The organism is Comamonas brasiliensis (genome assembly GCF_018292285.1).
Lineage (GTDB): Bacteria > Pseudomonadota > Gammaproteobacteria > Burkholderiales > Burkholderiaceae_C > Comamonas > Comamonas brasiliensis.
Genome location: NZ_JAANES010000001.1, coordinates 293250 through 316416, shown reverse-complemented (window position 1 = coordinate 316416; position 23167 = coordinate 293250). Strand labels below are relative to the sequence as shown.

The 23167-nt window shown below is 61.9% G+C and carries 20 protein-coding genes; 12 read left to right on the top strand and 8 right to left on the bottom strand.

All coding sequences use genetic code 11. From position 1 onward, the window contains the following. Positions 1–55 precede the first annotated feature (55 nt). The 7 genes from DJFAAGMI_RS01465 to DJFAAGMI_RS01435 form a co-directional block, all read right to left on the bottom strand. The gene (locus DJFAAGMI_RS01465; RefSeq protein ID WP_211455672.1) at positions 56–1003 is read right to left on the bottom strand and encodes an NAD-dependent epimerase/dehydratase family protein; all 948 of its coding nucleotides are present in this window, start codon (positions 1001–1003) and stop codon (positions 56–58) included. Further along, positions 1000–1986 (bottom strand): fumarylacetoacetate hydrolase family protein, encoded by a 987-nt coding sequence (locus tag DJFAAGMI_RS01460; protein WP_211455671.1) that lies wholly within the window; start codon positions 1984–1986, stop codon positions 1000–1002. The genes DJFAAGMI_RS01465 and DJFAAGMI_RS01460 overlap by 4 nt, the downstream gene beginning before the upstream one ends. 16 nt (positions 1987–2002) lie before the next feature. After that, positions 2003–2779 carry an SDR family NAD(P)-dependent oxidoreductase gene (locus tag DJFAAGMI_RS01455; RefSeq protein WP_211455670.1) on the bottom strand — a complete coding sequence of 259 codons (777 nt, stop codon included), beginning with the start codon at positions 2777–2779 and terminating at the stop codon, positions 2003–2005. Positions 2780–2781: 2 nt separating this feature from the next. Next, complete coding sequence (locus DJFAAGMI_RS01450; protein ID WP_211455669.1) at positions 2782–3774, bottom strand: Bug family tripartite tricarboxylate transporter substrate binding protein; 993 nt, start codon at positions 3772–3774, stop codon at positions 2782–2784. 168 nt (positions 3775–3942) lie between these two features. Beyond that, the gene (locus DJFAAGMI_RS01445; RefSeq protein ID WP_211455668.1) at positions 3943–4857 is read right to left on the bottom strand and encodes a helix-turn-helix domain-containing protein; all 915 of its coding nucleotides are present in this window, start codon (positions 4855–4857) and stop codon (positions 3943–3945) included. A 720-nt stretch (positions 4858–5577) separates the two neighbouring features. Further along, positions 5578–6789, bottom strand: coding sequence for an MFS transporter (locus tag DJFAAGMI_RS01440; RefSeq protein WP_211455667.1), 1212 nt, complete (start codon positions 6787–6789; stop codon positions 5578–5580). A gap of 20 nt (positions 6790–6809) precedes the next feature. Beyond that, complete coding sequence (locus DJFAAGMI_RS01435; protein WP_211455666.1) at positions 6810–7463, bottom strand: DsbA family oxidoreductase; 654 nt, start codon at positions 7461–7463, stop codon at positions 6810–6812. A 105-nt stretch (positions 7464–7568) separates the two neighbouring features. Here DJFAAGMI_RS01435 and DJFAAGMI_RS01430 point away from each other — a divergent pair, with 105 nt between their 5' ends. Then, positions 7569–8483, top strand: coding sequence for a LysR family transcriptional regulator (locus DJFAAGMI_RS01430; RefSeq protein ID WP_211455665.1), 915 nt, complete (start codon positions 7569–7571; stop codon positions 8481–8483). Positions 8484–8964: 481 nt separating this feature from the next. Here the strand turns inward: DJFAAGMI_RS01430 and DJFAAGMI_RS01425 are convergent, their stop codons facing one another. Beyond that, positions 8965–9912, bottom strand: a complete 948-nt coding sequence (locus tag DJFAAGMI_RS01425; protein ID WP_419095599.1) for a tripartite tricarboxylate transporter substrate binding protein — start codon at positions 9910–9912, stop codon at positions 8965–8967. A gap of 222 nt (positions 9913–10134) precedes the next feature. Here DJFAAGMI_RS01425 and DJFAAGMI_RS01420 point away from each other — a divergent pair, with 222 nt between their 5' ends. From DJFAAGMI_RS01420 to DJFAAGMI_RS01370, 11 genes are all read left to right on the top strand, one after another. Next, on the top strand, positions 10135–12360 hold the full coding sequence (locus DJFAAGMI_RS01420; RefSeq protein WP_211455663.1) for a rhodanese-like domain-containing protein: 2226 nt from the start codon (positions 10135–10137) through the stop codon (positions 12358–12360). 159 nt (positions 12361–12519) lie between these two features. Then, positions 12520–14097, top strand: a complete 1578-nt coding sequence (locus DJFAAGMI_RS01415; protein WP_211455662.1) for a rhodanese-like domain-containing protein — start codon at positions 12520–12522, stop codon at positions 14095–14097. A gap of 75 nt (positions 14098–14172) precedes the next feature. Further along, a complete protein-coding gene (locus tag DJFAAGMI_RS01410) occupies positions 14173–15024 on the top strand; it encodes a transporter substrate-binding domain-containing protein (protein WP_034370784.1) in 852 nt (283 codons plus the stop codon). A 95-nt stretch (positions 15025–15119) separates the two neighbouring features. Then, positions 15120–16022, top strand: a complete 903-nt coding sequence (locus tag DJFAAGMI_RS01405; protein WP_194271031.1) for a transporter substrate-binding domain-containing protein — start codon at positions 15120–15122, stop codon at positions 16020–16022. Beyond that, positions 16019–16852 carry a transporter substrate-binding domain-containing protein gene (locus DJFAAGMI_RS01400; protein ID WP_211455661.1) on the top strand — a complete coding sequence of 278 codons (834 nt, stop codon included), beginning with the start codon at positions 16019–16021 and terminating at the stop codon, positions 16850–16852. The genes DJFAAGMI_RS01405 and DJFAAGMI_RS01400 overlap by 4 nt, the downstream gene beginning before the upstream one ends. Positions 16853–16860: 8 nt before the next feature. Next, on the top strand, positions 16861–17988 hold the full coding sequence (locus tag DJFAAGMI_RS01395) for an Ldh family oxidoreductase (RefSeq protein ID WP_211455660.1): 1128 nt from the start codon (positions 16861–16863) through the stop codon (positions 17986–17988). A 4-nt stretch (positions 17989–17992) separates the two neighbouring features. Continuing rightward, the gene (locus tag DJFAAGMI_RS01390) at positions 17993–19480 is read left to right on the top strand and encodes an FAD-binding oxidoreductase (protein ID WP_211455659.1); all 1488 of its coding nucleotides are present in this window, start codon (positions 17993–17995) and stop codon (positions 19478–19480) included. After that, positions 19477–20742: an aminotransferase class I/II-fold pyridoxal phosphate-dependent enzyme gene (locus DJFAAGMI_RS01385; RefSeq protein ID WP_211455658.1), complete on the top strand. Its 1266-nt coding sequence runs from the start codon at positions 19477–19479 to the stop codon at positions 20740–20742. Before DJFAAGMI_RS01390 ends, DJFAAGMI_RS01385 begins: the two co-directional genes overlap by 4 nt. Next, on the top strand, positions 20739–21488 hold the full coding sequence (locus DJFAAGMI_RS01380) for an amino acid ABC transporter permease (protein ID WP_149356907.1): 750 nt from the start codon (positions 20739–20741) through the stop codon (positions 21486–21488). Before DJFAAGMI_RS01385 ends, DJFAAGMI_RS01380 begins: the two co-directional genes overlap by 4 nt. Then, on the top strand, positions 21478–22290 hold the full coding sequence (locus DJFAAGMI_RS01375) for an amino acid ABC transporter permease (RefSeq protein ID WP_211455657.1): 813 nt from the start codon (positions 21478–21480) through the stop codon (positions 22288–22290). The genes DJFAAGMI_RS01380 and DJFAAGMI_RS01375 overlap by 11 nt, the downstream gene beginning before the upstream one ends. Beyond that, a complete protein-coding gene (locus DJFAAGMI_RS01370) occupies positions 22277–23149 on the top strand; it encodes an amino acid ABC transporter ATP-binding protein (protein WP_283245714.1) in 873 nt (290 codons plus the stop codon). The genes DJFAAGMI_RS01375 and DJFAAGMI_RS01370 overlap by 14 nt, the downstream gene beginning before the upstream one ends. Positions 23150–23167: the final 18 nt, after the last annotated feature.

Below are 23167 nucleotides of genomic sequence, written 5' to 3'. Positions count from 1 at the left end.
GTGAGTCGATCGGTCGATGCCACCGTCGAAAACTGGTTTGGCATTGAGTGTGATGTCACGAATGGCCGAATACATTGCGCACGAGCTCGTCGGCGCTGCCATCATTGCGTAGACCAATCTCTATTGCACGAGGTGTCGACAACTGCGGGTAGCGTGCGAAAGTTTTGTCGATAAAGGGGTCTGGCACGTAACGAACAAGCGCCGCCGCGTCTACGCCAAAGCACCTTGCCAATGCTTGGACGACCTCATCGATACCCAGGTGCAAGACCGGCATTTGATAGCTGCGTCGAGCAGACCAAAGCCCCGTGTCCATGGCAGCCATATGGACCAGATTGCTCACGCATGTCTTCACCGACATCCACCAACATACTCCCTCGGGAGAGACTGGCAATGTAATAGCTTTCCGCTCTGCAATCCTCCAAAAGAGCTGGCTCATGAAGGAGGATGCCAAACCAGGGTTCTCGTCGCGCCGAGCCACAATTCCCGGCAACCGTAGGGAGCAACCATCCACCCAGCCTCGACGGCTGGCATCGGCCAAAAGGGTCTCGCAAGCCAGCTTGTGAGCGCCGTAGGTGATAGCAGGCGAAGGCGTCATATCTTCGCTCACGCTCGATGTACCAGTATCCCCGTAAACAGCTATGGAACTTGCATAGATAAAGCGTGGTGCCTGCTCAAGCTCCTGGCAAGTCTCCAGCAGATTCAGCGTTGCCTCGAGGTTCACACCGCGGCCCAGCACAGGATCACGCTCAGCTGCGCCACCAGGCACGCTGGCCAGATGAAAGACTGCCTCGGGTTGATGCCGCAGAAGTCGCTGCTGGACTGCTCTGTCGGCCACACTGCCCTCCTCAAGCACAAGTCGTGGATCCCTGCGAACGCCAGCCAAGGACAAGTCCGATAGAACCAGTTGATGCACAGGACGGCCCTGAATGCCATCGTCCAGCAGGCGCCCGACCAGAGCTTGCCCAACAAATCCGGTGGCACCGGTGACAAGCACACAGCTCATACCTGCGGCCTCACAACGCACTGCTCTATGGTGCCGAAAGGCGCATCGCTTCCATCTTCCAGCCGTGCCTGCATCCGGACTCGGTCTCCAAAGCGCATGAACGAGGTAGTCGGCTTGCCTTGATCCAGGATCTCTAGGACACGCTTTTCCGCGATGCATGCCGAGCCTGCCGCCCGGTCAACGTTGGAAACCGTGCCCGACCCAATAACCGTACCTGCCGAGAGACGGCGCGTGCGCGCGGCGTGGGCAACCAAGTCGCCAAAGCTGAAGCTCATTTCCTGGCCATGCGGCTCTCCAAAACGCTCGTCATTCCACTCCACATGCAGCCGCAGATGCACCCGACCGTCACTCCAGTGAGGTCCCAGCTCATCCGGCGTGAGCGCGATCGGAGCGAAGCTCGTGGACGGCTTGGCTTGCAGAAAGCCAAAGCCCGTGCGCATCTCGCGCGGGCCCAGCGAACGAAGGCTCCAATCATTGATCTGAACCAGCAAGCGCACGGCTGATAAACCTTGATCCGGTGTCGCACCCATGGGCACTGCCCCCAGGATCACGCCGAACTCGCCCTCGAAATCAATCCCGTCGTCCTCACTGGGCAGGGGCACATCTGCATAGGGCCCGAGGAAATCGTCACTGGCACCCTGGTACATCAGGGGGACTGTCTGCGCATCAGGTTGTGGGAGGGTATTGAATGCCTTTTCCATCAGCTGGCCATGGTTGAGAAAGGCTGACCCATCGCACCACTGAGGCGCACGCGGCAACGGCGCATTGCACTTCCTGGGCTCGAAAGGCTGGGCCTTCTTGCAGCGACCTTCATTGAGTTCGACATATAGCGCCTGCAGAGCAGGTTCGGTCCGCTCCCATTCCTCAATAGCTGTCCTCAGATTTGGGGCGATGCCCGAGGCATCCGCCATGAGCGACAGGTCGCGTGAGACGACGACGAGGCGGCCGTCTGCATGCTCAGAGTAAAGCGTGGCAAGTTTCATATGCTTCTGCAAATTTTCAGTTGCCGTCACTGATGGTGGTTCCACCATCGACGACGAGATTGTGTCCAGTGATGAAGGCGCCAGCCGCGCTGGCCAGCATGGCAACCGCCCCTGCAATTTCTTGCGGTTCGCCAACCCTGCGAAGCGGCGTGAGCGACAGGCGCCGCTGCATAAATTCAGCGTGGTTCAGCAGTGGTTGCGCCAAGGGTGTGCGTATCAGACCAGGCGATACAGCATTCACCCGTATAGCCTGAGGACCCCACTCCACCGCAAGATTTCGGGCCAGTTGAGCCAGAGCAGCCTTGGACAAGCCATAGAGACCAATGGCTTTGTTACCGCGGATCCCGGCAATGCTGGACATCAGGATCACACTTCCGCCGCCAGCAAGCGCCATAGCCGGCAACAAATGTCGCGATAGCTCCACAGACGCCCTGAGGTTGATATCCATGACTTGCTGCCAATCGATATCTCCGATATCGGACAAAGAGCCGGCTGGCCCTTGGATTCCAGCATTGCACACGAGAATGTCTACTTGCCCTTTCCAGGCCAGAGCCTGCAGAACCAGCGTGGCAATGCCGGGGATGTCCGCTAAATCAGCAGGTAGCGCAAGCGCTTGCCCCTGTCCAATGCGGAGCTCCTCGGTCATACGCTGGCATGCATCGCTGTCTCGGTCGCAAACCACTATCGAAGCGCCTTGTGCTGCGAGAACCCGGCATATCGCGGCACCAAGTCCACCGGTAGCTCCGGTGACCAATGCCACTTTGCCGTGCAGGTCGAACAACTCTGAAGGCATTCTTACTCCAGGACCACGCCGGCACTACGAATGACCGAACCCCACCGCTTGGTCTCGGATTCAATAAAGCGAGCGAAATCCTGCGGTGTTTGAGGCGCCGGGGTGACGCCCAGATCACCAAACCGGCGGCGGATCTCCTCCGACTCCACCGCCTGAACCACGGCGGAGCGGAGTTGCGCAGCGATGTCCGGCGGAGTTCCAGCCTTGACCACCACACCAGTCCAGCCTGGAGCATTCAGGTTTGGATAGCCCAGCTCGGAAAGAGTTGGAACTTGAGGAAGGCGCTCGAGACGCTTTTCCGCGCCCACGACAGCCAAGGCGCGCAGCTTTCCCTCTTGAACATACGGCAGGCTGTTGGCCGCCACATCCAGCATCACCTCAATGTGACCGCCCATCAGATCTTGCACGGCAGGGGCGGCCCCCTTGTAGGCCACATGCTGAAGGCTGGCTTTGGTCTCGCGCTTGAGCATCTCCATCCAGATATGCGGCTGGCTGCCTATGCCATAAGAGCCGTAGGTAATTGCGCGATCGTCTTTCCTGGTCTTCGCGTCCTTGATCAAATCGTCCACGGACTTGTACGGGCTATTGGGAGGCACGACCAATAGCAAGCTGGAGGTAAGCAGACGAGTAATCGGCGTGAAGTCCTTTAGCGTGTTGTAGTTGAGTTTCGGATACAGCGCTGCATTCATGGCAAACGGGCCGATATCGCCGTACAGCAAGGTATGACCATCCGCGGGCTGCTGCTTGACATGGGCTGCCGCAATTTGCCCACCCGCTCCAGGCTTGTTCTCCACCACCACTGGCTGCTTGAGCGTAGACGCCATGTGCTGAGCCAGTACACGCGATACCGCATCGCCGAAGCCGCCTGCAGGATAGGGAACCACCCAGAGGACAGGGCGACGCGAGAAGGTCGTTGCTTGCGCGAATGCAAAAGGTGCAGCTGCCACCAGCGGCAGTGATGTGCCAGCCAAAACCAGGGAACGCCTTGAAATCATGATGTCTCCATTTCGTTGAACCGGCCGAAGTCCGCAGAGAAAAGGCCGTTGTCATTGAGTATGGAGAGCGCGCTGCACCCGAATGTCGATTTCTTGCGCAAATCGTCGACGGATTGCGCAAGCACCGACCGTCATTGCCGCAGGTACGCACCAGCGTTCAGATGCCGCTTAGTGCTGCTGTCTAAATTTCGAGGGCGTGGTACCCCAGTATTTGCTGAACGCCTGAGAAAAGTGGGAGGTGGTGCCGAAACCTACTTGCAGCGCAATTTCTGCGACAGATTCGCCAGACTCCAGCAGTAGCTTGCGTGCCCGCTTCATACGCTGCTGCAGCACGAACTGATGGGGCGTCAGACCGCATGTGGCTTTGAAGCTGCGAGCAAAGTGATAGGAGCTCAACTGCACCTCGGCCGCTAGAACGGCTATGGGTAGTGGCTGCTCCATGTTTTCGATCACAAGTGCCTGCACGCGCTTCAATTGCTTGGCCGACAAAAGTGCTGTACTGGACGGACCGCTGAGGGGAGCCCGATAGTGTTCAAGCAGATGAATCGCCACACTCGTGGCGATTCCATCCGCGAAGGAGGGGTTGAGAGCAGAGTTGTCGCTCAAGGCTTGCAGCAGTACCTGCAACAACTGAACCAGTACCGGGTCATGTCGCCCAAAGCTGCTGCGTAGCGCAACCGCAGAGCAGTCCTGGCCACTGACCGTCTGAAGCCATTGAGGGGAGAGGTCCAGATGCAGGTTGTCCCTCGGCAACTCTGTACGCCAAAAGCTTGGCGTATGTGCAGGCAAAAGCAAAGCCTCGCCGGTTTTCCACCGACTGCTGTGAATTTCGCCGCCATGTTTTTGAATCAGGCCCGTGGTCGGCCCACGACGCACGATAACGCAATGCTTACCTGCCGGTGGGATATATAGATCCTCTGCATTGGCGAGCTGATGCCAGACCGAGATGCCATGCCAAGGTAACCCTAGGCTGGAGCATTGAACTTGCTCAGGAGGAACCGCTTCAAGTGGTTCGTCTTGAAACGCTCGTTCAGCGCTACGCCAGCGACGGGAATCAAGTTGAGTCGTATCGGGAACCGCCATTAGGGATTCACCCAAACAGTCATGAGAAAGAATGATCTTAACGCGAGCAGAAGCTACGAAGTCATTGCACTAGACACGGCTATACCCTAGCTCCTTAGGCATCGACGTGCTGTCAGCTACGGACACTAGACCCCAACCCGTCTCTCAACAAACTCAGAAGCCACATCGCAAGTGAGAGCTAAGTAGTGGAGCTGCTCGGTCCAGGTTCGCCTTCGAGCGGAGGCAGGCACTGCAAACCTACCTTGGAGTCAGAAGTCGGCTTCAGGCTGTGAGCGGTCTGTCGCTGAACGGCAGACTTGATGGGCAGCGCCACAAACCTGAGGTACCCGTTAGCGGTCGTTCGCGTTGGCCAGCATTCGACCCGTAGCGGACATCAGGCTATAACGCGGCTAGAGAAAGTAGAGTTAGTCAAGCAGGAAGCCTCACTCTTTGCTTGTGTCAACTATAAGAAAAAGACGCTCCAAGTGAGCGCTTTTACGTCAGGAGATCCTCATCTTGCTTAAAGGCGTCTCTTTATCGAAAAGTCCATGTGTTGCGAGTTTGAGCAAGGAGGATGTTTGGAGGGAAATTTGTTGGCTTCGTGACATGTTCTGAAGGCTGATGAACTAAACCGCTCGTGGCGGATTGCTGCACGAGGGGCTTAGTCCACAGGTGGCTGCGGCGTATCCGTACGTAATAGCGCCGCAGCATCGGGTGGAGATGGGCGGCACTCATGACTGCTCAACTCCTCAGACGCAGGGCAAGCGCGGCCAGTGCAGTGACCGTTGCCAACACAGTCACAGCCATCCAACCGAACTGTGCGAACAGCAAGGCAGCTAGTGCGGAACCGACGGCCATGCCGATGAACATACCGGTGAATAGCACCGCGTTGAGCCGGCTGCGAGCACTGGCATCAATGCCATAGACGATGGTCTGGTGGGCAACCAGCGAGGCCTGGATACCTAGGTCAAAACCAATGGCGCTCACGACCAGCAGCCACAGTTGTGCGCCGGGTGTCATGAGCGGCGCCAGTGCCATGGCCCCAAAGGACACAGCGACTAGGCCGGCACCCAGGCGGGTGACGAGCGGGGCACCATAGCGATCAGCAATGCGTCCGGCGATAGGCGCAGCCAGGGCTCCGGCGGCACCGGCCAGTCCGAAAGCGCCAGCTGCCGCCGATCCCAGGTGGAACGGCTCACCATGCAGCATGACCGCCAGGGTGGACCAGAATGCGCTGAAGCCGATGGACAATAGGCCTTGGGCCCAGGTGGCGCGGCGCAGCGCAGCATGTTGCTTCCACAGCGCGCCAAGCGATTGCAACAGGGCGAAGTAGGATAGGCTGGTGGTGGGTTGGAAGCGCGGGAGCTGGCGCCATGCGGCCAAGCCTACCAAAGCAATGCTCAAGGCAGCGACACCGAACATGACCCGCCAGCTCCAGTGCTCTGCAACGAAGCCGCTGAGCACCCGTGACAGTAGGATACCCAGAAGCAGGCCTGTCATCACCGTGCCCACGATCTTGCCGCGGTGCGTCTCTGGTGCCAGCGTTGCGGCGGCCGGAACGATGTCCTGCGCCATCGTCGCTGACAGACCGATCACCATGCTGGCGGCCAACAGTGTTATCAGCGAAGGCGACAGTGCCGCGAGCAGCAAGGCGGCAAACAGGATGGCAGACTTGGTCAGAATGATCTTTCTGCGGTCATGCCGGTCGCCCAATGGAGCCAGAAAGAGGATGCCCAGGGCATAGCCTAACTGCGTCAGCGTCGGCAACAGACCAACCGACTGGGTGGATGCACCGATGTCCGAACCCAGCACGCCCAGCATGGGCTGGCTGTAGTACAGCGAAGCGACCGACAGGCCGGCACCGCTGGCCAGCATGAAGATTAGGGGACGGGGGAGTCCCGAAGGAGCGGTCGACGTTAGGTTCTTGCCAGCAGTTGGGTGAATAGAGGTCATGGGTTTACTCCTGGAAAGCGTTAGGAGGTGAGCGATGCGGTTGCTTGTTGTAGGGCCTGTGCGAACACAGCGGCAGGCTGTGCGCCGCTGACCAACGTTTCTCCAATGCGTACGGTCGGTATTGATCGCTCACTGTTGGCCTGGGCTTGCAGTCCGGCCGCCACAACCTCACGTTCTCCGGTCTGGTTGGACAAGTAGCTGCGGACCTCTTGGGAGCAAAAGCCGATCTGACTCGCGAGCTCGACAAGTACCTCGGTATCGCCGATGTTCTTGCCTTTGGAGAAATAGGCCTGAAACACCGCTTCGAAGAAGGTTTCGGTTTTTTGTGCTTCGCCCTTACCCGCGGCGAAGTGCATCAGCCGGTGGGCCATGCCGGTATTCGGTATGGCCAAGACACGGTCGTAGTTGAATTCCAAACCCGCACGTTTACCAGCCAGCGTCACATCCGAATCCATAGCCTGGGATCGGCCCCAACTGCCGAGCTTTGCGCTGCGATAGGTCTTGCGGTTGACTCCTTCCTTGGGCATGTCAGGGTCCAGTTCGTAGGGAACATATTGAATGGCCAGCGCCACGTCCCAAGGCTGTTGTGTCAGGGCAGTTTTGAGATGGCTGTGGCAAATCCAGCACCACGGGCAAATGAAGTCGTAAGTGAATTTGATGTCAACGGGTTTCATGGGAAAGGTCCTTGCGTTGGAGGTGTGGGCAGATTAATCTTTGCATTCTCATAAATGAATGCATAGAAAACGCAACCTACCGTTGCAAATTTCGCAAAGGAAGATATGGACAAATTGCAAGCCCTACGCGCCTTTTTGGACGTGGCTGAATCGGGCGGCTTCTCCAAAGCCGCGAGGCGACTGGGGGTCGCAACATCCTCCGTTACACGCCTGATCGATAGGCTGGAGGAGTCCCTTGGCACCGCGCTGCTGACGCGAACGACGCGTCGGGTAACGCTCACAGACGCGGGGGCGGCCTACCTGGAGCAAGTCTCAAGGGTGTTGTCCGATCTAGAGGAGGCGGACGGCAGTGTGTCGGACACGGGGGCTGAGGCGGTCGGACCCTTGCGGGTTTCCCTTCCCGTGACCTTTGCGCGTCTTTGCCTGGGGCCTTATATCTCGGGATTTCTGCGTGAAAATCCGCGCGTTTCACTGGATCTGGTGCTGTCCGATGCGTACGTTGACCTAGTCTCGGAGCGGATCGATGTCGCGGTCCGCATCGGCACGCCGGCCTTGCAGCCCCAACTGATCGTGCGAAATCTAGCCGAACACCGGCGCTATGTGGTGGCAAGCCATGAGTACCTGGAGCGGCATGGAACTCCTTTGATGCCCGAAGAGTTGACGAAGCACGAATGCCTGCGATTTAGCTACCAGTCCGGCCCGCAGCGCTGGTCGTTCCTTCGCCGCGACGGACAAGTGCAGCACGTGGAGGTGCAGGGACGTCTGACCGCGAACAACTCTGACATTCTGCGCGATGCCACGCTGGATGGATTGGGCGTTTCGTTGCTTGCTGAGTGGCTGATCCGGGAAGATGTGCGCGCAGGACGCCTGAGGCGGCTTTTTGAAGGCCATGAGATCAATCCGCAGGAGCAGAGCGTCTGTGTCTATGCGGCTTACCTTCCAAACCGTCGGTATTCCAAAAAAGTGCAGGTATTTCTAGACTTCCTGCAAATGCACATTACGAAAACTGTGGCTGGTTGACGTCATGCTTCGTGAGCCCTTGTAGCAGGCCATGGTTAATGCGTGGGTCAGATTGAGATGGAAATACAGAAGGTCAGTGGCTCACTTCTGGATGGAATGTAGCGTCTTGCTACAGGAAGGTTGCGGATTACCCTCGTTTCTACTCATCGAGAAAAGCTTCAGCGCATATGCGCAATCCGTCGCTGTGCAAACATAGAGATCGGGCATTGGGAGTGTCCGCTCCTGGCAGGAAGCAGCCAGCAACTGAGGTCTGCTCCCGACCTGAAGCTGTCAAATTGACTATCAAGTTGAATCAGCATTCAATGAAAACCGACAGTTGAACCTAGGAGTTCAAAAATGGGTTGCCGTTTGTCCCGCAGGTCGTCGAAGCTGATGACCTCCACGTCCTTGAACCTGTCGGGAGAAGGCTAGGTTCAGCACGAAAGTACTGACGTTGACAGTCTCTGAGTCAAATTCCAGTGACTTACCGGTTTGCACTTCGTCAACGCAGCGTCAGTCCCGCTGCATTGATTGCTTTCGCATAAAACGGACGCTCAACACGCAAGCTTTGAGCAAGATCCTTAGAACTACCTCCTGCAACTTTGAAGCCGAGCTTTTCTAGCTGCTCGCGAACATCCGGTGTCTGCAACACAGCGCGCATGTCGTTGTTGATCTTCTCGATCACTTGCTGAGGCGTACCCGACGGTGCGAAGTATCCCTGCCAGCTTTCGACTGCAAAGCCAGGCACGCCAGCCTCGGCCACGGTTGGCACATCGGGCAAGGCATCCGACCGGTAAGGCGTTGTCACTGCCAAAGCACGCAATTTCCCGGCACGCACGTATTCAGTGACTGCAGCAAGCGTGATCAGGGTAGCGTCGGCATGGCCTCCAAGAACGTCGAGCGTAGCGGGGCCTCCACCAGAGTAAGGAATGTAGTTGACTTGCGCACCAGTCCTTTGAGAGAGAATTTCGTGCGCCACGTGGGCAATGCCGCCATTGCCGGGCAATGCCAGGCTAATGCTTTGAGACCTCGCCTTGGCTCGCGAGATATATTGGTTCAGAGTGTGCAGGCCCGTGGATGGGTTGACCACAAGTATCTGAGGATTAACGACAGCCTTGATTATGGGAGTGAAGCTCTTTTGCGAGTCGTACGGCAACTTGGCGAACAAAAGGCTGTTGAGCGTGATTCCCTCCCCCTGCTGCAGCAGGGTGTAACCATCGGGCGCAGCTTTGGCGACCTTGGCCGCGCCGATGGTGCCGCTGGCGCCCGGCACGTTCTCGACCAGCACCGACTGTCCCCAAAGCAACGCCAGCTTATCGGCCAGCGTACGCGTGAGCTTATCGGCGCTACCACCGGGCGCTACCGGCACGATGATGCGCACCGGCTTGGTCGGCCAATGATTACCCGGTGAATCCGATTCAGCATGTGCAGCAACAGTAGTCGCGGCCATCAGGGTCAAGGAAAGCTTCGTGGCAACGCGCAGCAGGATTCTTCGGGAAACAGGCATTCAGGGCATTCAAAAAGAGCTATGACTACCCATCAATCTAGATAGCTCAAGCCCGCCATGGAACGAAGTTCTGCGCATATCGATCTACGGATTTCTTCGTTGCTGGCACGCGGCTTCAAGCCTACCGTGGCGTATTTCTTCTAGAGCTCCGTCGCATCAGCAACCATGACCCAGATCCACCGCCCTACCGACTTCAGCGACATCGGCAGCCGCCGCTCTGCTGCCGTGGCGCACTTCATCGCCATCGCACAACAGCTCGCGCCAGATCCAGAAAACACAACACCCGACCAATTACAGGCGGTGGCGCAACACCTGGAGGCACTGGGCCAGCAAACTGCGCTGTTCCCGCTTGAGGATTTCCCCGTCACGAACGACAACCCCGCCGTGGTCTACCGCTTGAGCGAGGACGCCGACGGGCATTACGCGCTGTATGCCTCCGTCGGGCTACCGGGCAAGGCAGTGCCTCCGCACGACCACACTACTTGGGCCATCATTGCCGGCGTGCATGGCGTAGAACGCAATGTGTTTTATCGTCGGGACAAGACCGCCGACCCGGCGCAAGACACACTTGCGCCCGAACGCACGTTAGATGTGATTCGCGGTAGCTCGGTGACCCTCAGTCCCACCGATGTGCACACCATCGAACTCGTCGGCGAGGAGACGAGCTTGCATCTGCACTTCTACGGCCGAGGACTGGACCACATGCCCGAGCGCGTAGTGTTCGAAGACCTCAGCGGCGGCAGTTTCCGCACCTTCGCCCCACCCGCAGGCATTCGTCAAGCCGTCATAACGCCAGAATCGCTAAAAGCGGCGCTCGCAGACGGTCAAGAGCTTGCCGTGCTCGACGTGCGTGATGCCGGCGTCTTCGCCCGCCGCCACATCCTGTTTGCCGCAAGCGCACCACTGTGGCGGCTTCCACTCGAAATCGACCGCCTCGTGCCACGCCGCGGCACACGTGTCGTGGTGACGGATGGCGACGAAACCCTCGCGCACACTGCTGCGCACCAGCTCATCCGCCTTGGCTGGACTAACGTATCAGTGCTGGCCGGCGGCGTGGACGGCTGGGCCGCTGCCGGGTACGAGATCTTCAGCGGTACCAACGTGCCCAGCAAAGCCTTCGGCGAGGTGATCGAGCATGAGAAGCTCACGCCCTGGATCTCCTCGGAGGAGCTCGAAGAACGCGTCAAACGCGGTGACAACCTCATCGTCGTGGACAGCCGAACGCCCGAGGAGTTCGCAGACTTCAGCCTGCCATTCGCACATAGCCTGCCAGGCGCAGAGCTTGTCTACCGCATCGGAGAGATCGCGCCGGACCCGGACACCTTTGTCGTCGTAAATTGCGCCGGGCGCACACGCAGCATCGTAGGCGCGCAGACACTCATTGACGCAGGCATACCCAACCGCGTGGCCTCGCTGCGCAATGGCACCATGGATTGGCTGCTGACAGGGCGCGAGCTGGCCCAGGGCCGCCACACGCCGCTACCCGAGCCTGCCCCCTCCACCTTGGCTACCGCTCGTAATAGAGCCGACAGCGTCGCTCAACGCGCCGGCGTCCAGCGCATCGATGCAGCCACGCTGGTACTCTGGTTGAACGAAGCCCACGAACGCACCCTCTACCGCTTCGACGTTCGCACCCAAGCCGAGTACGAGGCCGGGCATTTGGAAGGTTGGCGCTGGGCCCCTGGTGGGCAACTGGTGCAGGCTACCGACGAATACGCAGCCACGCGCGGCGCGCGCATCGTGCTGGCAGACTGGGACGGCGTACGTGCGCTGACCACTGCGGCCTGGCTGGCGCAACTTGGTTGGGAGGTGGCTGTGTACGCACCGCCCCACTATGGCCCAGGCGCCTCCTGCGTGACCGGCCCCGAGCCAGTGCGATTGCTGGCACCCAATCCGCCGGCCCCGTACATCGCACCACCGCAGGCCGCAGCACTGACCGATGCTGACGGCGCAGCGGTCTTCGATGTGGACAGTCGCGTCGCCTTCGAAAAACGCCACATCGCCGGCGCACGCTTCGCCGCTCCCGGCAGGCTGGCTGAATTTATCGACGCACTGCCACCAGGACAGGCTGTGCTGCTTACCTCGTCCGACGGCGTACTGGCCCAAAGCGTGGCATCTGGCCTGGCGCACGCGAGACGCAATAGCAAGACTCCTTGGCGCGATATCCGTGCCATTAGCGGTGGCACACGCGCCTGGGCCGCTGCGGGCCTGCCCATAGCTCAAGGCGGTGAAAGCGTACTCACCGGCGACGACGACCGCAGCTATAGCCCCTACCTGCACCGCGATCTAACACTGCGTAACGCCGGTTTCACCGACTACTTGGACTGGGAGCTGGGCCTAGTGGCTCAGCTGGAACGCGAGGGACACACCGGCATCCAGTTGATCGACTGAAAGAAAGACCGCCCTTTGCTGCCCCTCTGCGGGCAGCTCCTGCATATGGGTTGGTCCTTTAAGAATTGAGCTTAGAACGCTCATCGACAAGCATTTCAAGTGCACTGCCACCTAAGCCGCACCCAAACAAAGCGCAAACAGCTATTGTTTTATTAACCCATGTCCGTTTCTACCTCCTACATTTCTGCGCAGACCGCGCGCCAATGGCTGAACGACAGTGACGAAATCGCCCTGCTCGATGTGCGCGAGTCAGGACAGTTCGGTGAAGGCCATCCGTTCTTCGCTGTCAACACTCCTTACAGCCAACTAGAGCCACTCGTTACGCAACTCGTGCCGCGCAGGACTACGCGCACCGTGTTGCTCGACGCGGGCGACGGTGTTTCCGAGCGCGCCGTACGCCGCATGCATGCCTTGGGCTACGTACATGTCCATGCGCTCGAAGGCGGCGCGCCGGGCTGGGCTGCCGCAGGTTACACACTGTTCCAAGGCGTGAACCTACCCTCCAAGACCTTTGGCGAGCTGGCAGAACACGCCTTCGACACCCCCCACATCGGCGCTCAGGAGCTGGCCCGCTGGCAGCGGCAGAACAAGCACTTCGTATTACTGGACGGGCGCACGCCCGCCGAGCACCGCAAGATGAGCATTCCAGGCTCTGTCTCTGCACCCAACGGGGAACTACCGCGACACTTGCACGCACTGGCCAGCGACCCAACCACCCCCATCGTCATTCACTGCGCAGGGCGAACACGCAGCATCATCGGCGCGGAAATCCTGCGCAATCTAGGTCTGCATAACCCCGTGTTCGCACTGGAAAACGGCACCCAGGGCTGGGCGCTGGCCGGCCTACAGCTGGCCCATGGTGACAGCCAGGAGCGCCAACGGCCTGCACGGCCATACGCTAGCGAGCGCGAAGCCGCCGTTAGATTCGCGCGTAGCGCGGGCGTACCGGAACTGAGCCCCACGCAGGCCCAGCAATGGGTTGACCACGACGCCCTCACCACCTACGTACTGGACGTGCGTAGCGCCGAAGAATTCGCAGCTCGTACTCTGCCTAGCGCCACGCACGCACCCGGCGGCCAGTTGCTGCAAGCCACCGACCAGACACTGGGGACGCGCAAGGCCCGGGTGATTCTGCTGGACGATGACGGCGTGCGCGCGCCAGTCACAGCAGTGTGGCTGACCCGACTGGGCTGGCAGGTCGCCACAGTAGAAGGTGGCATCGACGCATCATTGAGCCTGTCGCATAGGCCTGCACCAGCTGAGACGCACCCGCTACCTCGCATCGCCACGCAAGCGCTGCCTACCTGGAGCCGCGCGCAAGTGCCGCAACTTGTCGACCTGCGAAGCTCAGCAGCCTGGCAACAGGAGCATGCTGCAGGGGCGGTTTGGGGAATACGTACACGCCTTGGGCAGCTCAGTTTCTCCGCTGACCGCCCGATCCTTCTATTGACACCTGATGCCGCCACGGCACAGCTAGCCGCAATCGACCTTCGTGAGGCCGGGCACAGCGATATCGCCTGGGCTTTAGCGCAGGACTGGGCCGACGCCGGGCTCCCAGTGGAGTGCAACACACCGCTGGCTGACAGCGAACGCATCGACTACCTGTTCTTCGTGCACGACCGCCACGACGGCAACCTAGACGCTGCACGCCAGTACCTGGAATGGGAAACAGGCCTGATCGCGCAGGCCGCGCCCGATGAACTGGGCGTGTTCCAACTGCCTTCAAGAAACGCATAAGCAAGCGCGGAAAACTTCGTTGCTACAGCAAAGGCGCCATCGCAAGATGAGCGCCTGATTTCTTTTCGGCACCCCATGTATCCCACCCACCCCACCAAGATTTCTCGCATCGTCCCCGCCACGGCAGCGCTCGTTGCCGCACTTACCTGCCATGCCGCACACGCAGACGCCACACTGGACAAGATCAAGCAGCGCGGCAAGGTCAGCATCGGGGTGCTCGTCAATGGCGGCCCCTTCGGCTCCATCGACCCCGCCTCCCAGCAGCTCATTGGCTGGAACCCCGAACTTGCGCGCGCCGTGGCAAAGGGCCTGGGCGTGGAAGCAGACCTGGTCCAGGTCCAGACTGCTACGCGAGTGCAGTTTCTTCAGGCGGGTAAGGTGGATCTGCTGATTGCGTCCATGGAGCTCAACCCCGACCGCGCCGAGGTGCTGGGTTATGCACCCACACCTTTCTACCGCGTGGGCGGCGCGGCGGCCGTGCGCAAAGATAGCGGCATCAGCAAATGGGAAGACCTCCGTGGCAAGCCCGTGTGTGTATCCCAGGGCAGCAGCTTTTCTAAGCCCCTCGCTCAAGACTACGGCGCCCAGATCCAGGGCTACAAGAGCTCCTCTGACTCTCTATTGGCCCTAAAGGGCGGCAACTGCGTGGCCGCCGTCCATGACAGCACCCTCATTCACCCCCTGTTGCGCAGCAATCCCGAGTGGGCACAGTACACGGCCCCGATCGCCAGCGAAGTGCTGCCTGCCTTGTCCGTGGTGTGGACTCGTAAGGGCGAGGCCGACACCATCGCCGCCGTCGACAAGGTTGTACAGGACTGGCACCGCACGGGCTGGCTGATCGCCACCGAAAAACGTGTGGGCATCTCGCCCGCCAACCCGTTGCTGCCGGAGCTGCAGGCCAAGTTCAAAGCTGCAGTCACTCGCTAAACCGCCCGGCTGCGGCCGCGCTTGCTTCTCGCCCCTGCTTTTCCTCCACATGTCGGAGGACGGGTGGCCTGTTGCCTTTTTTTCCTGGATTTCCCATGCTCCTTCGCATTCCCTTTGCCCTGGCCAGCCTGAGTGCCCTGCTTGCCATTGCTTCCCCCGCCCATGCCGACGCCACCCTCGACAAGATCCAGCAACGCGGAAAACTGTCTGTTGGCATCGACGGTGCCAGCCCGCCATTTGGCAAACTCGATCCCGCCACGGGCAAAACTGGTGGCTACCAGACTGAACTGGCAGCCGACATTGCCAAACGCCTGGGCGTGAAGCTCGAAACAGTGCCGGTGACCGCGTCGACACGGGTGCAGTTCCTGCAGTCTGGCAAGGTCGACCTGCTGATCGCCAACATCCAGTGGACACAGGAGCGCAGCGAAATCCTGTCCTTCGCCCCCACACCTTACGACCTCATCGGCGGCGGCGCCCTGGTGGCCAAGTCCGCCAATATCAAGCGCTGGGAAGACCTTCGCGGCAAGGTGGCTTGCGTGTCCCAGGGCAGCAACTTCGCCAAGCCCCTGGCGGAGACCTACGGCGCCGTAGTCAAGGGCCTGCGCGGCATCCCCGAATCCCTGCTGGCCTTGAAGGGCGGTACCTGCGCGGCATCGGTTCATATCCAGCCAGCCCTGTACGAGAAACTAACCGGCCCAAGTAAGGAGGAATGGAAGGACTTCGAACTGGGCACACAGGACCAGTTGATCCCCTCGCCCACCGTGGTCTGGACCCGTAAGGGCGAAGCCGATACACAGAACCTGGTGGACAAGACCATCCAGGACTGGCACCGCACGGGTTTCCTGCTGCAGGTGGCGCGCAAGAACGGCGTGCCAGACACTTGGATTGCCGAACGCCACCAGCGCGCCCTAAAGGGCCAGTTCGACCGTGCTCCCTACGACTTCGCCGTCTACGCTGAAGCCCAGGCCGCCGCCAAAAAGGAAGGAGCCAAGCAATGAACCGGAGCCATTTCCTGCGGCACAGCTTGATGACAGCCGCTGCACTGGCCACGCTGGCCGCAGCCCTCCCAGCCCAGGCAGATGCCACGCTGGACAAGGTCAAACAGCGCGGCAAGCTGGTCGTGGGGGTGATGCTCTCGGGCCCACCCTTCGGCAGCATCGACCCCGTCACACAGAAGCACGTAGGCTACAACGTGGAACTAGCCGAAGGCGTGGCCAAAGGGCTAGGTGTGGTCGCCGAGACCGTGCAGGTCCAGCCGTCCAACCGCGTGCAGTTCCTGCAACAGGGTAAGGTCGACATCCTGATCGCCAACATGCAGTGGACCCAGGAGCGCAGCGAGATCCTGAGCTTCGTGCCCACACCCTTTGAGGAAGTGGGCGGCGCGGCGATTGCCAAGAAGGGCCGCGGCGTCGCCCGGTGGGACGACCTGCGCGGCAAGCCCGTGTGCGTGTCCCAGGGCAGCAACTTCACCAAGCCCCTGGCTGAGCAGCACGGCGCCCAGATCAAGGCCTTCCGCGGCCAGCCCGAATCCCTGCTGGCCCTGAAGGGTGGCAACTGCGCCGCCGCCGTGCACGTGAGCCCCACGCTGCGCGAGCTGGTGGCCAGCAACCCCGACTGGAAGGACTACGAGATCGTCTCGCCCACCGATCTCATCCCTTCGCCCTCGGTGATCTGGCTGCGCAAGGGCGAAGCCGACACCCAGGCAGCCATCGACAAGGTGGTGCAGGACTGGCATGGCAGCGGCTGGCTGATCGCGGTGGAAAAACGCCACGGCATGACCCCCACGCCCCTGCTGCACCAACTGCAGGCCAAGTACCGCAAACCCTGAGCCAGGCCATGTTCGAGGAACCCCGTTTCACCGCCGACAGCCTGCGCCGCCAGACCGAGGCCATCCTGCGCGCCTGGGGCATGGCCGAACCCACGGCCCGCACCACGGCCGCACTCATGGTCGAGACCGACCTGCTGGGTGTGGAATCGCACGGCGTGTCCATGCTGCCCCAGTACGACACCTTGCGCTCCAGCGGCCGCCTGCAGCTGACGGCCCAGCCCCAGGTGCTGCGCGACGGCCCGGCCACGGCCCTACTCGACGGCGGCGCCGGCCTGGGCCATGCGGTCTCGGCCCAGGCCATGCAGCTGGCCGTGGACAAGGCGCGCAACTTGGGCATCGCCCTGGTAGGCGTGCGCAACTCCCACCATTTCGGCGCCGCTGGCGTCTATGCACGCATCGCCCAGCGCCAGGGCCTGATCGGCTTGGTCACCAGCTCGGCTCAGGGCGTGCTACTGGTACCTACACGAGCGGCCGAACCCGTGCTAGGCACCAACCCCATTGCCTTCGCCGCCCCCGTGCCGGCGGATTCACACAACACGGCTTTTGTGCTGGACATCGCCACCACCACGGCTGCGGCCAACCGCGTCAAGGTCAAGGCCTTGCGCGGTGAAGCCGTGCCCAGCGGCTGGGTGGTGGACGGCCAGGGCGCACCCGTGACAGCGCCCCAGGCCGCACGCACCCAGGTTTTCGACGCGCCGGACGGGGGCCTCACGCCCCTGGGCGGCAGCGAGGACGGCGGCAGCCACAAGGGCTACGGCCTGTCCCTGCTGGCCCAGGTGCTGGGCGGCACCTTGAACGGTGGCGCCTTTGCGCCCTTGCACCGCCGCAGCCATGGCCCCAGCGCTCCGGCCAATGTGGGCCACAGCTTCATCGCCATTGATCCATCATTCTTTGGCGAACCCGGTGACTTTGCCCACGAACTGGACGCCATCCTCGACGTGTTGCACGCCACACGCCCAGCCGACCCGTCTCGTCCTGTTCTGGTGCCTGGCGACCCCGAAGCACGCCAACAGGCCGAACGCGGGCAGCACGGAATCCCGCTGCCGCCGGCCCTGCTTTTACAGATCCGCGGTCTGGCGGCCGCAGCCGGCGTGGACGAGCTGCTAGAGCCCGCGGCCCCGTTTGGGAGGAATTAACCATATGAGCACGCTTATAGACCAACTGCGGGCTGCCCTGGGCACTGACCAGGTGCTGACCGGCACGGACGCGGCAGGGTATCTAACAGATCAGCACGGCCGCCTAACAGGCCGGGCCCTGGCCGTTGTTCGTCCGGCCGACACAGCTCAGGTGGCTGAGGTCGTGCGCCTGTGCCGCGCCCAACGTACCCCCATCGTGCCCCAGGGAGGCAATACCGGCCTCATGGGCGGTGCCACACCCGATGCCAGCGGCCAAGCTGTGCTGCTGTCCCTGGGCCGCCTCAACCGCGTGCGCGCCATCGACACCGACAATGACACCCTGACCGTGGAAGCTGGCGCCGTGTTAGCCCAGGTGCAACAGGCCGCACGCGACGCGGGCCGGCTGTTCCCGCTGAGCCTGGGATCTGAAGGCAGCTGCACCATCGGCGGCAACCTCTCCACCAATGCTGGCGGCACCCAGGTGCTGCGTTACGGCAACACGCGCGAGCTGGTGCTGGGTCTAGAAGTGGTCACCGCCGAAGGCGAAATCTGGCATGGTCTGCGCGGCTTGCGCAAGGACAACACGGGCTATGCGCTGCGCGACCTGTACGTGGGCAGCGAAGGCACGCTGGGCATTATCACGGCCGCCACGCTCAAGCTCCACCCCTTGCCACAGGCGCAGCACACTGCCTTGCTGGCCTTTGGCTGCATTCGAAACGCCGTGGCCTTCCTCTCAGCTGCCCGCGCGGGCTTCGGTGCCAGCCTCACGGCCTTCGAGCTGCTGTCGGACACGGCCGTGGGCCTGATCGCGCGCCATGTACCCGAGCAGCCACTGCCACTAGCCCCGGGCACCCCCTGGTACGCTCTGGTCGAACTGTCAGATAGCGAAGGGGAAGCCCATGCTCGCCAGCGCTTCGAGGCCGTAGTCAGCCAGGCCTTCGAGGACGGCCTGGTACACGATGCGGCGATCGCCGAAAGCCTGCAACAAAGTCAGGCCCTGTGGCGGCTGCGCGACGAGGCCCTCGGCCTGGCCCAGAAACGCGACGGCGGCAACATCAAGCACGACGTCTCCGTGCCCATCTCGCGCATCCCAGACTTCCTGGCGGCCACGGCCGCTGCTCTGCAGGCACAGTTCCCAGGCGTGCGCCCCGTGGCCTTCGGCCACCTGGGCGACGGCAACCTGCACTACAACGTCTCGCACTCCCCCGACAGCACAGTGGCCGCGCTGTTTGCGCAGGAGGACGCCATCCACGCCGTGGTGCACGACTGCGTTCACGCCCACAGTGGTTCCATCAGCGCCGAGCACGGTGTGGGCCAGACCAAACGCGACCTGCTGCCACTCTACAAGAGCACGGTCGAGCTGGAGCTGATGCGCCGCCTCAAGGCTGCCTTCGACCCGCTTGGCCTGCTCAACCCGGGCAAGGTCCTGGCCAACACCATCCCCTCTTCCTTCCCATCCCTTACAGCGCCTGCGGCACCCGTATGCGCCGCTGCCGAACGCTCCCTGCCATGACCGCTTCCAACTTCCCGCTCTCCGAGCGTGTGCGCCGCGTCAAGCTCTCGCCCAATGCGGCGGCCAGCGCACGCGCCACTGCCCTGGCCGCCCAAGGCCGAGACGTGATCTCGCTTACAACGGGCGAGCCCGACTTCGATACGCCCGACTCCATCAAGCAGGCCGCCATCGCCGCCCTGGTGCGCGGCGAGACCAAGTACACGCCCACGGCCGGCACGACCACGTTGCGCCAGGCCATCCAGGCCAAGTACCGCCGAGAGAACGCCCTGGACTATCCGTCCTCCCAGATCATCGTGAGCAACGGCGGCAAGCAGGTGATTTACAACGCCATGGCCGCGACGCTCAATGCGGGCGACGAGGTCATCATCCCTACGCCCTACTGGCCCTCCTTTCCCGACATCGTGCTGGTCAACGACGGCGCACCCGTGCTCGTGCCCTGTGGCATCGACACGGGCTTCAAGCTCACGCCCGCAGCGCTGGAGGCGGCGATCACGCCGCGCACCCGCTGGCTGGTGCTCAACACCCCGGGCAACCCTTCGGGCGCGATCTACAGCGCCGACGAGCTTGCGGCCCTGGCCGCCGTACTGCGCCGTCACCCCCAGGTGCTGATACTTCTGGACGAGCTGTACGAACACATCTGGTTCACCCCGAAAGCGCCCGTGCACTGGCTGCATGTGGCACCAGATTTCAGGGAGCGCACCCTGCTGGTCAACGGCGCCTCCAAGACTTATGCCATGACGGGCTGGCGCATCGGCTGGGGGGTGGGCCCTTCCGCACTCATACAGGCCATGGTGGTCATCCAGTCCCAGGCCTCGTCGGGCCCCAACTCCGTGGGCCAGTCCGCCGTCACCGCCGCCCTGGAATCGTCCGACCAGTCCTTTGTGACAGCGGCCCGCCATGCCTACGCACGCCGTGCCGCCGCCGTGGTCGCGGGCCTGAGCGACGTGCCCGGTCTGACTCTGCGGCCCATCGAAGGCTCGTTCTTCGCCTTTGTGCACTGCGCCGGCGTGCTGGGCCGCCTGCGCCCGGACGGCACGCCCATCGCCTCGGACAGCGACCTGACCGAATGGCTGCTAGAAGCCGAAGGGGTGGCTGCCGTGGACGGCGGGGCCTACGGCCTTTCGCCCTATTTCCGCATCTCTACAGCAGCCAGCGATGCCGTACTGGCCGACGCCGTGCAGCGCATCGCACGCGCCGTTGCCGCGCTGCGCCCCGCTCCGGTTGTGGCAGACCCAGCCCGAACCCTGGAGGCCAGCGCATGAGCACCGACTGGTTACCCCAGGCAGTCGATGCCCTGCGGCCCCTGGGGCTCAACTATGCCTTTGTGCTGGACACCTCCGAGCGCCAAGCCTTCGTGCGCGGCATGATCGTGACCCTGCAACTGGCCCTGCTGACCATTCCCGGTAGCCTCGCCGCCGGCGTAGCTCTGGCAGCGGCCCTGACCTCGGGTCGGCCCTCGCTGGAGCGCACCGCCCGCGCCTTTGTCGAAGTCACGCGCAACACACCCACCTTGGTCCAGCTGTACTGCGCCTTTCTGGTACTCAACATGCTCATCACCCAGCAACTACGCGACTGGGGAGCGGGCAATAACCCGCTCACGCCCTTCGTCTGGGTCGTGATCGTGGTATCGCTACACAAGGGCGTGTTTCATGCCGAGGCGCTGCGCGCCGGCATCGAAGCCGTGCCTGCCACTACGCTGGAGGCCGCGCGCTCGCTAGGCTTTTCGCAGCGCCAACTGCTGGCGCGTGTTCAGTTGCCGCTAGCCGTGCGCTTTGCCCTTCCCTCCCTCATCAACAACCTGGTAGACCTGGTGAAGATGACTGCCGTGGCCTCGGCCATCGCTGTGGGTGACGTGACTTACGAGTCCATCATGATCTGGTCCCAGCGCGACAACGTGCTGGAGCTGCTGCTGCTTATCCTGCTGTGGTTCGGCCTCCTTACCTGGCTGGTCAGCCTGGCGGGCCGCTGGCTGGAACACCATTGGAGGATGCCCGGCTATGGCCAGTGAAGCCCTTTCTCGTCCCGTGGCGCCGGCGCATCCCGCATGGGGCCGTGCGCTGCGCAACCCCTGGCTGATCGCCACCGCCGCCCTGCTAGTGCTCGTCCTGTACTGGACCACTAGCGGCAGCACGCCACCCGCCTTCGTCCACCTGTGGAACTGGCTGCCCGCTTTGCTGCGCGGCCTGTGGGTCAACATCGAGATCAGCGTGCTGGCCGTGGCTCTGGGCACCGTGGTCGGTCTGATGCTGGGTGCGCTGTCGCTCTCGCCCACGCCAGGCCTGCGCACCATCGTGCGCTGGTATGTGCAACTGTTCCGCAACGCGCCCATCCTGGTGCTCATCTACTTCACTACCTACGTGTTCCCCTTCGAGGTGAAGCTGGTGAGCTGGTCCTTTCCCTTCCCCGACTGGATCAAGGTCGTGCTGGGTCTGGCCCTGCCCACCAGCGCCAACGTGGCCGAGATCTTCCGTGGCGCGATCCAGTCCATTCCCAGCGCTCAGTGGGAGGCTGCCCAGTCCCTGGCCTTTCGCCGCCGCGAGATCTTCCGCCTCATCGTCCTGCCCCAGTGCGTGCGTCGCATGCTTCCACCCTGGATGAACCTCTACGCCAGCATCACCATGAGTACCTCATTGGCCTCCTTGGTAGGCGTACACGACGTGGTCGACACTGCCCAGATCGCCAGCAACACCGTGGCCCGCACGGACTTCACCATCCTCGTGTATTTCACGCTGCTTGCCTTGTTTTTTGCCTACTGCTATCCGATAGCCCGCGCCACGCGCAACCTGGAGCGCCGCCATGAACGCCACTGACTCCTTTATCACCAAGATCGCCAGCAACAAAGCAGTCACGACAGAAGCGACACCACCCCTGGTCGACCTGCACGGCGTGCACCTGTCCTTCGGCGACAACCATGTGCTGCGCGGCATCGACGTGCAAGTGCGGCGCGGCGAGGCCGTAAGCATCATCGGCCCTTCAGGCTCGGGTAAATCCACCATCCTGCGTTGCATCACGGGCCTGCTGAGGCCTCAGCAGGGCAGCATCACCGTGGCCGGCACGTGCGTAGACCAGCTGCGCACCGAGGCCGAGCTGATAGCACTGCGCAAGCGCGTGGGCTTTGTGTTCCAGCAATACAACCTTTTCCCCCACCTGTCGGTACTGGAGAACCTGGTAATTGCCCCCACCCGTGTGGTCGGACGTGACCGAGCCACGGCCGAGCGCGAGGCCCGTGCTTTGCTGCAGAAGGTGCGCCTGGACCACAAGGAAAACGCCTATCCAGGTGAGCTGTCAGGCGGCCAGCAGCAGCGCGTAGCCATAGCGCGCGCCCTTGCCATGCGGCCCGAACTCATCTTGTTCGATGAAGTGACCTCGGCTCTGGACCCCGAAACCGTGGGCGAAGTTCTGACCGTGATTCGAGACCTCGTCAGGGACGGCATGACCTGCGTGCTGGTCACGCACGAGATGCGCTTTGCCGAAGAGGTCAGCGACCAAGTCTATTTCACCGAGGCCGGCCGTATCGTCGAGCACGGTCCCTCTTCCCAGATCTTCGGCAGCCCGCGCAGCGAACGCACGCGAGAGTTCCTACAACGAGCTCTGGGCGACGGCGCACGCGCCAGACCGCTGCCGCCCCCATCCCCGCTGGCCTTCAACAGCCTACGCTTCGCGCTCTGACACGTTGAAAACCATACC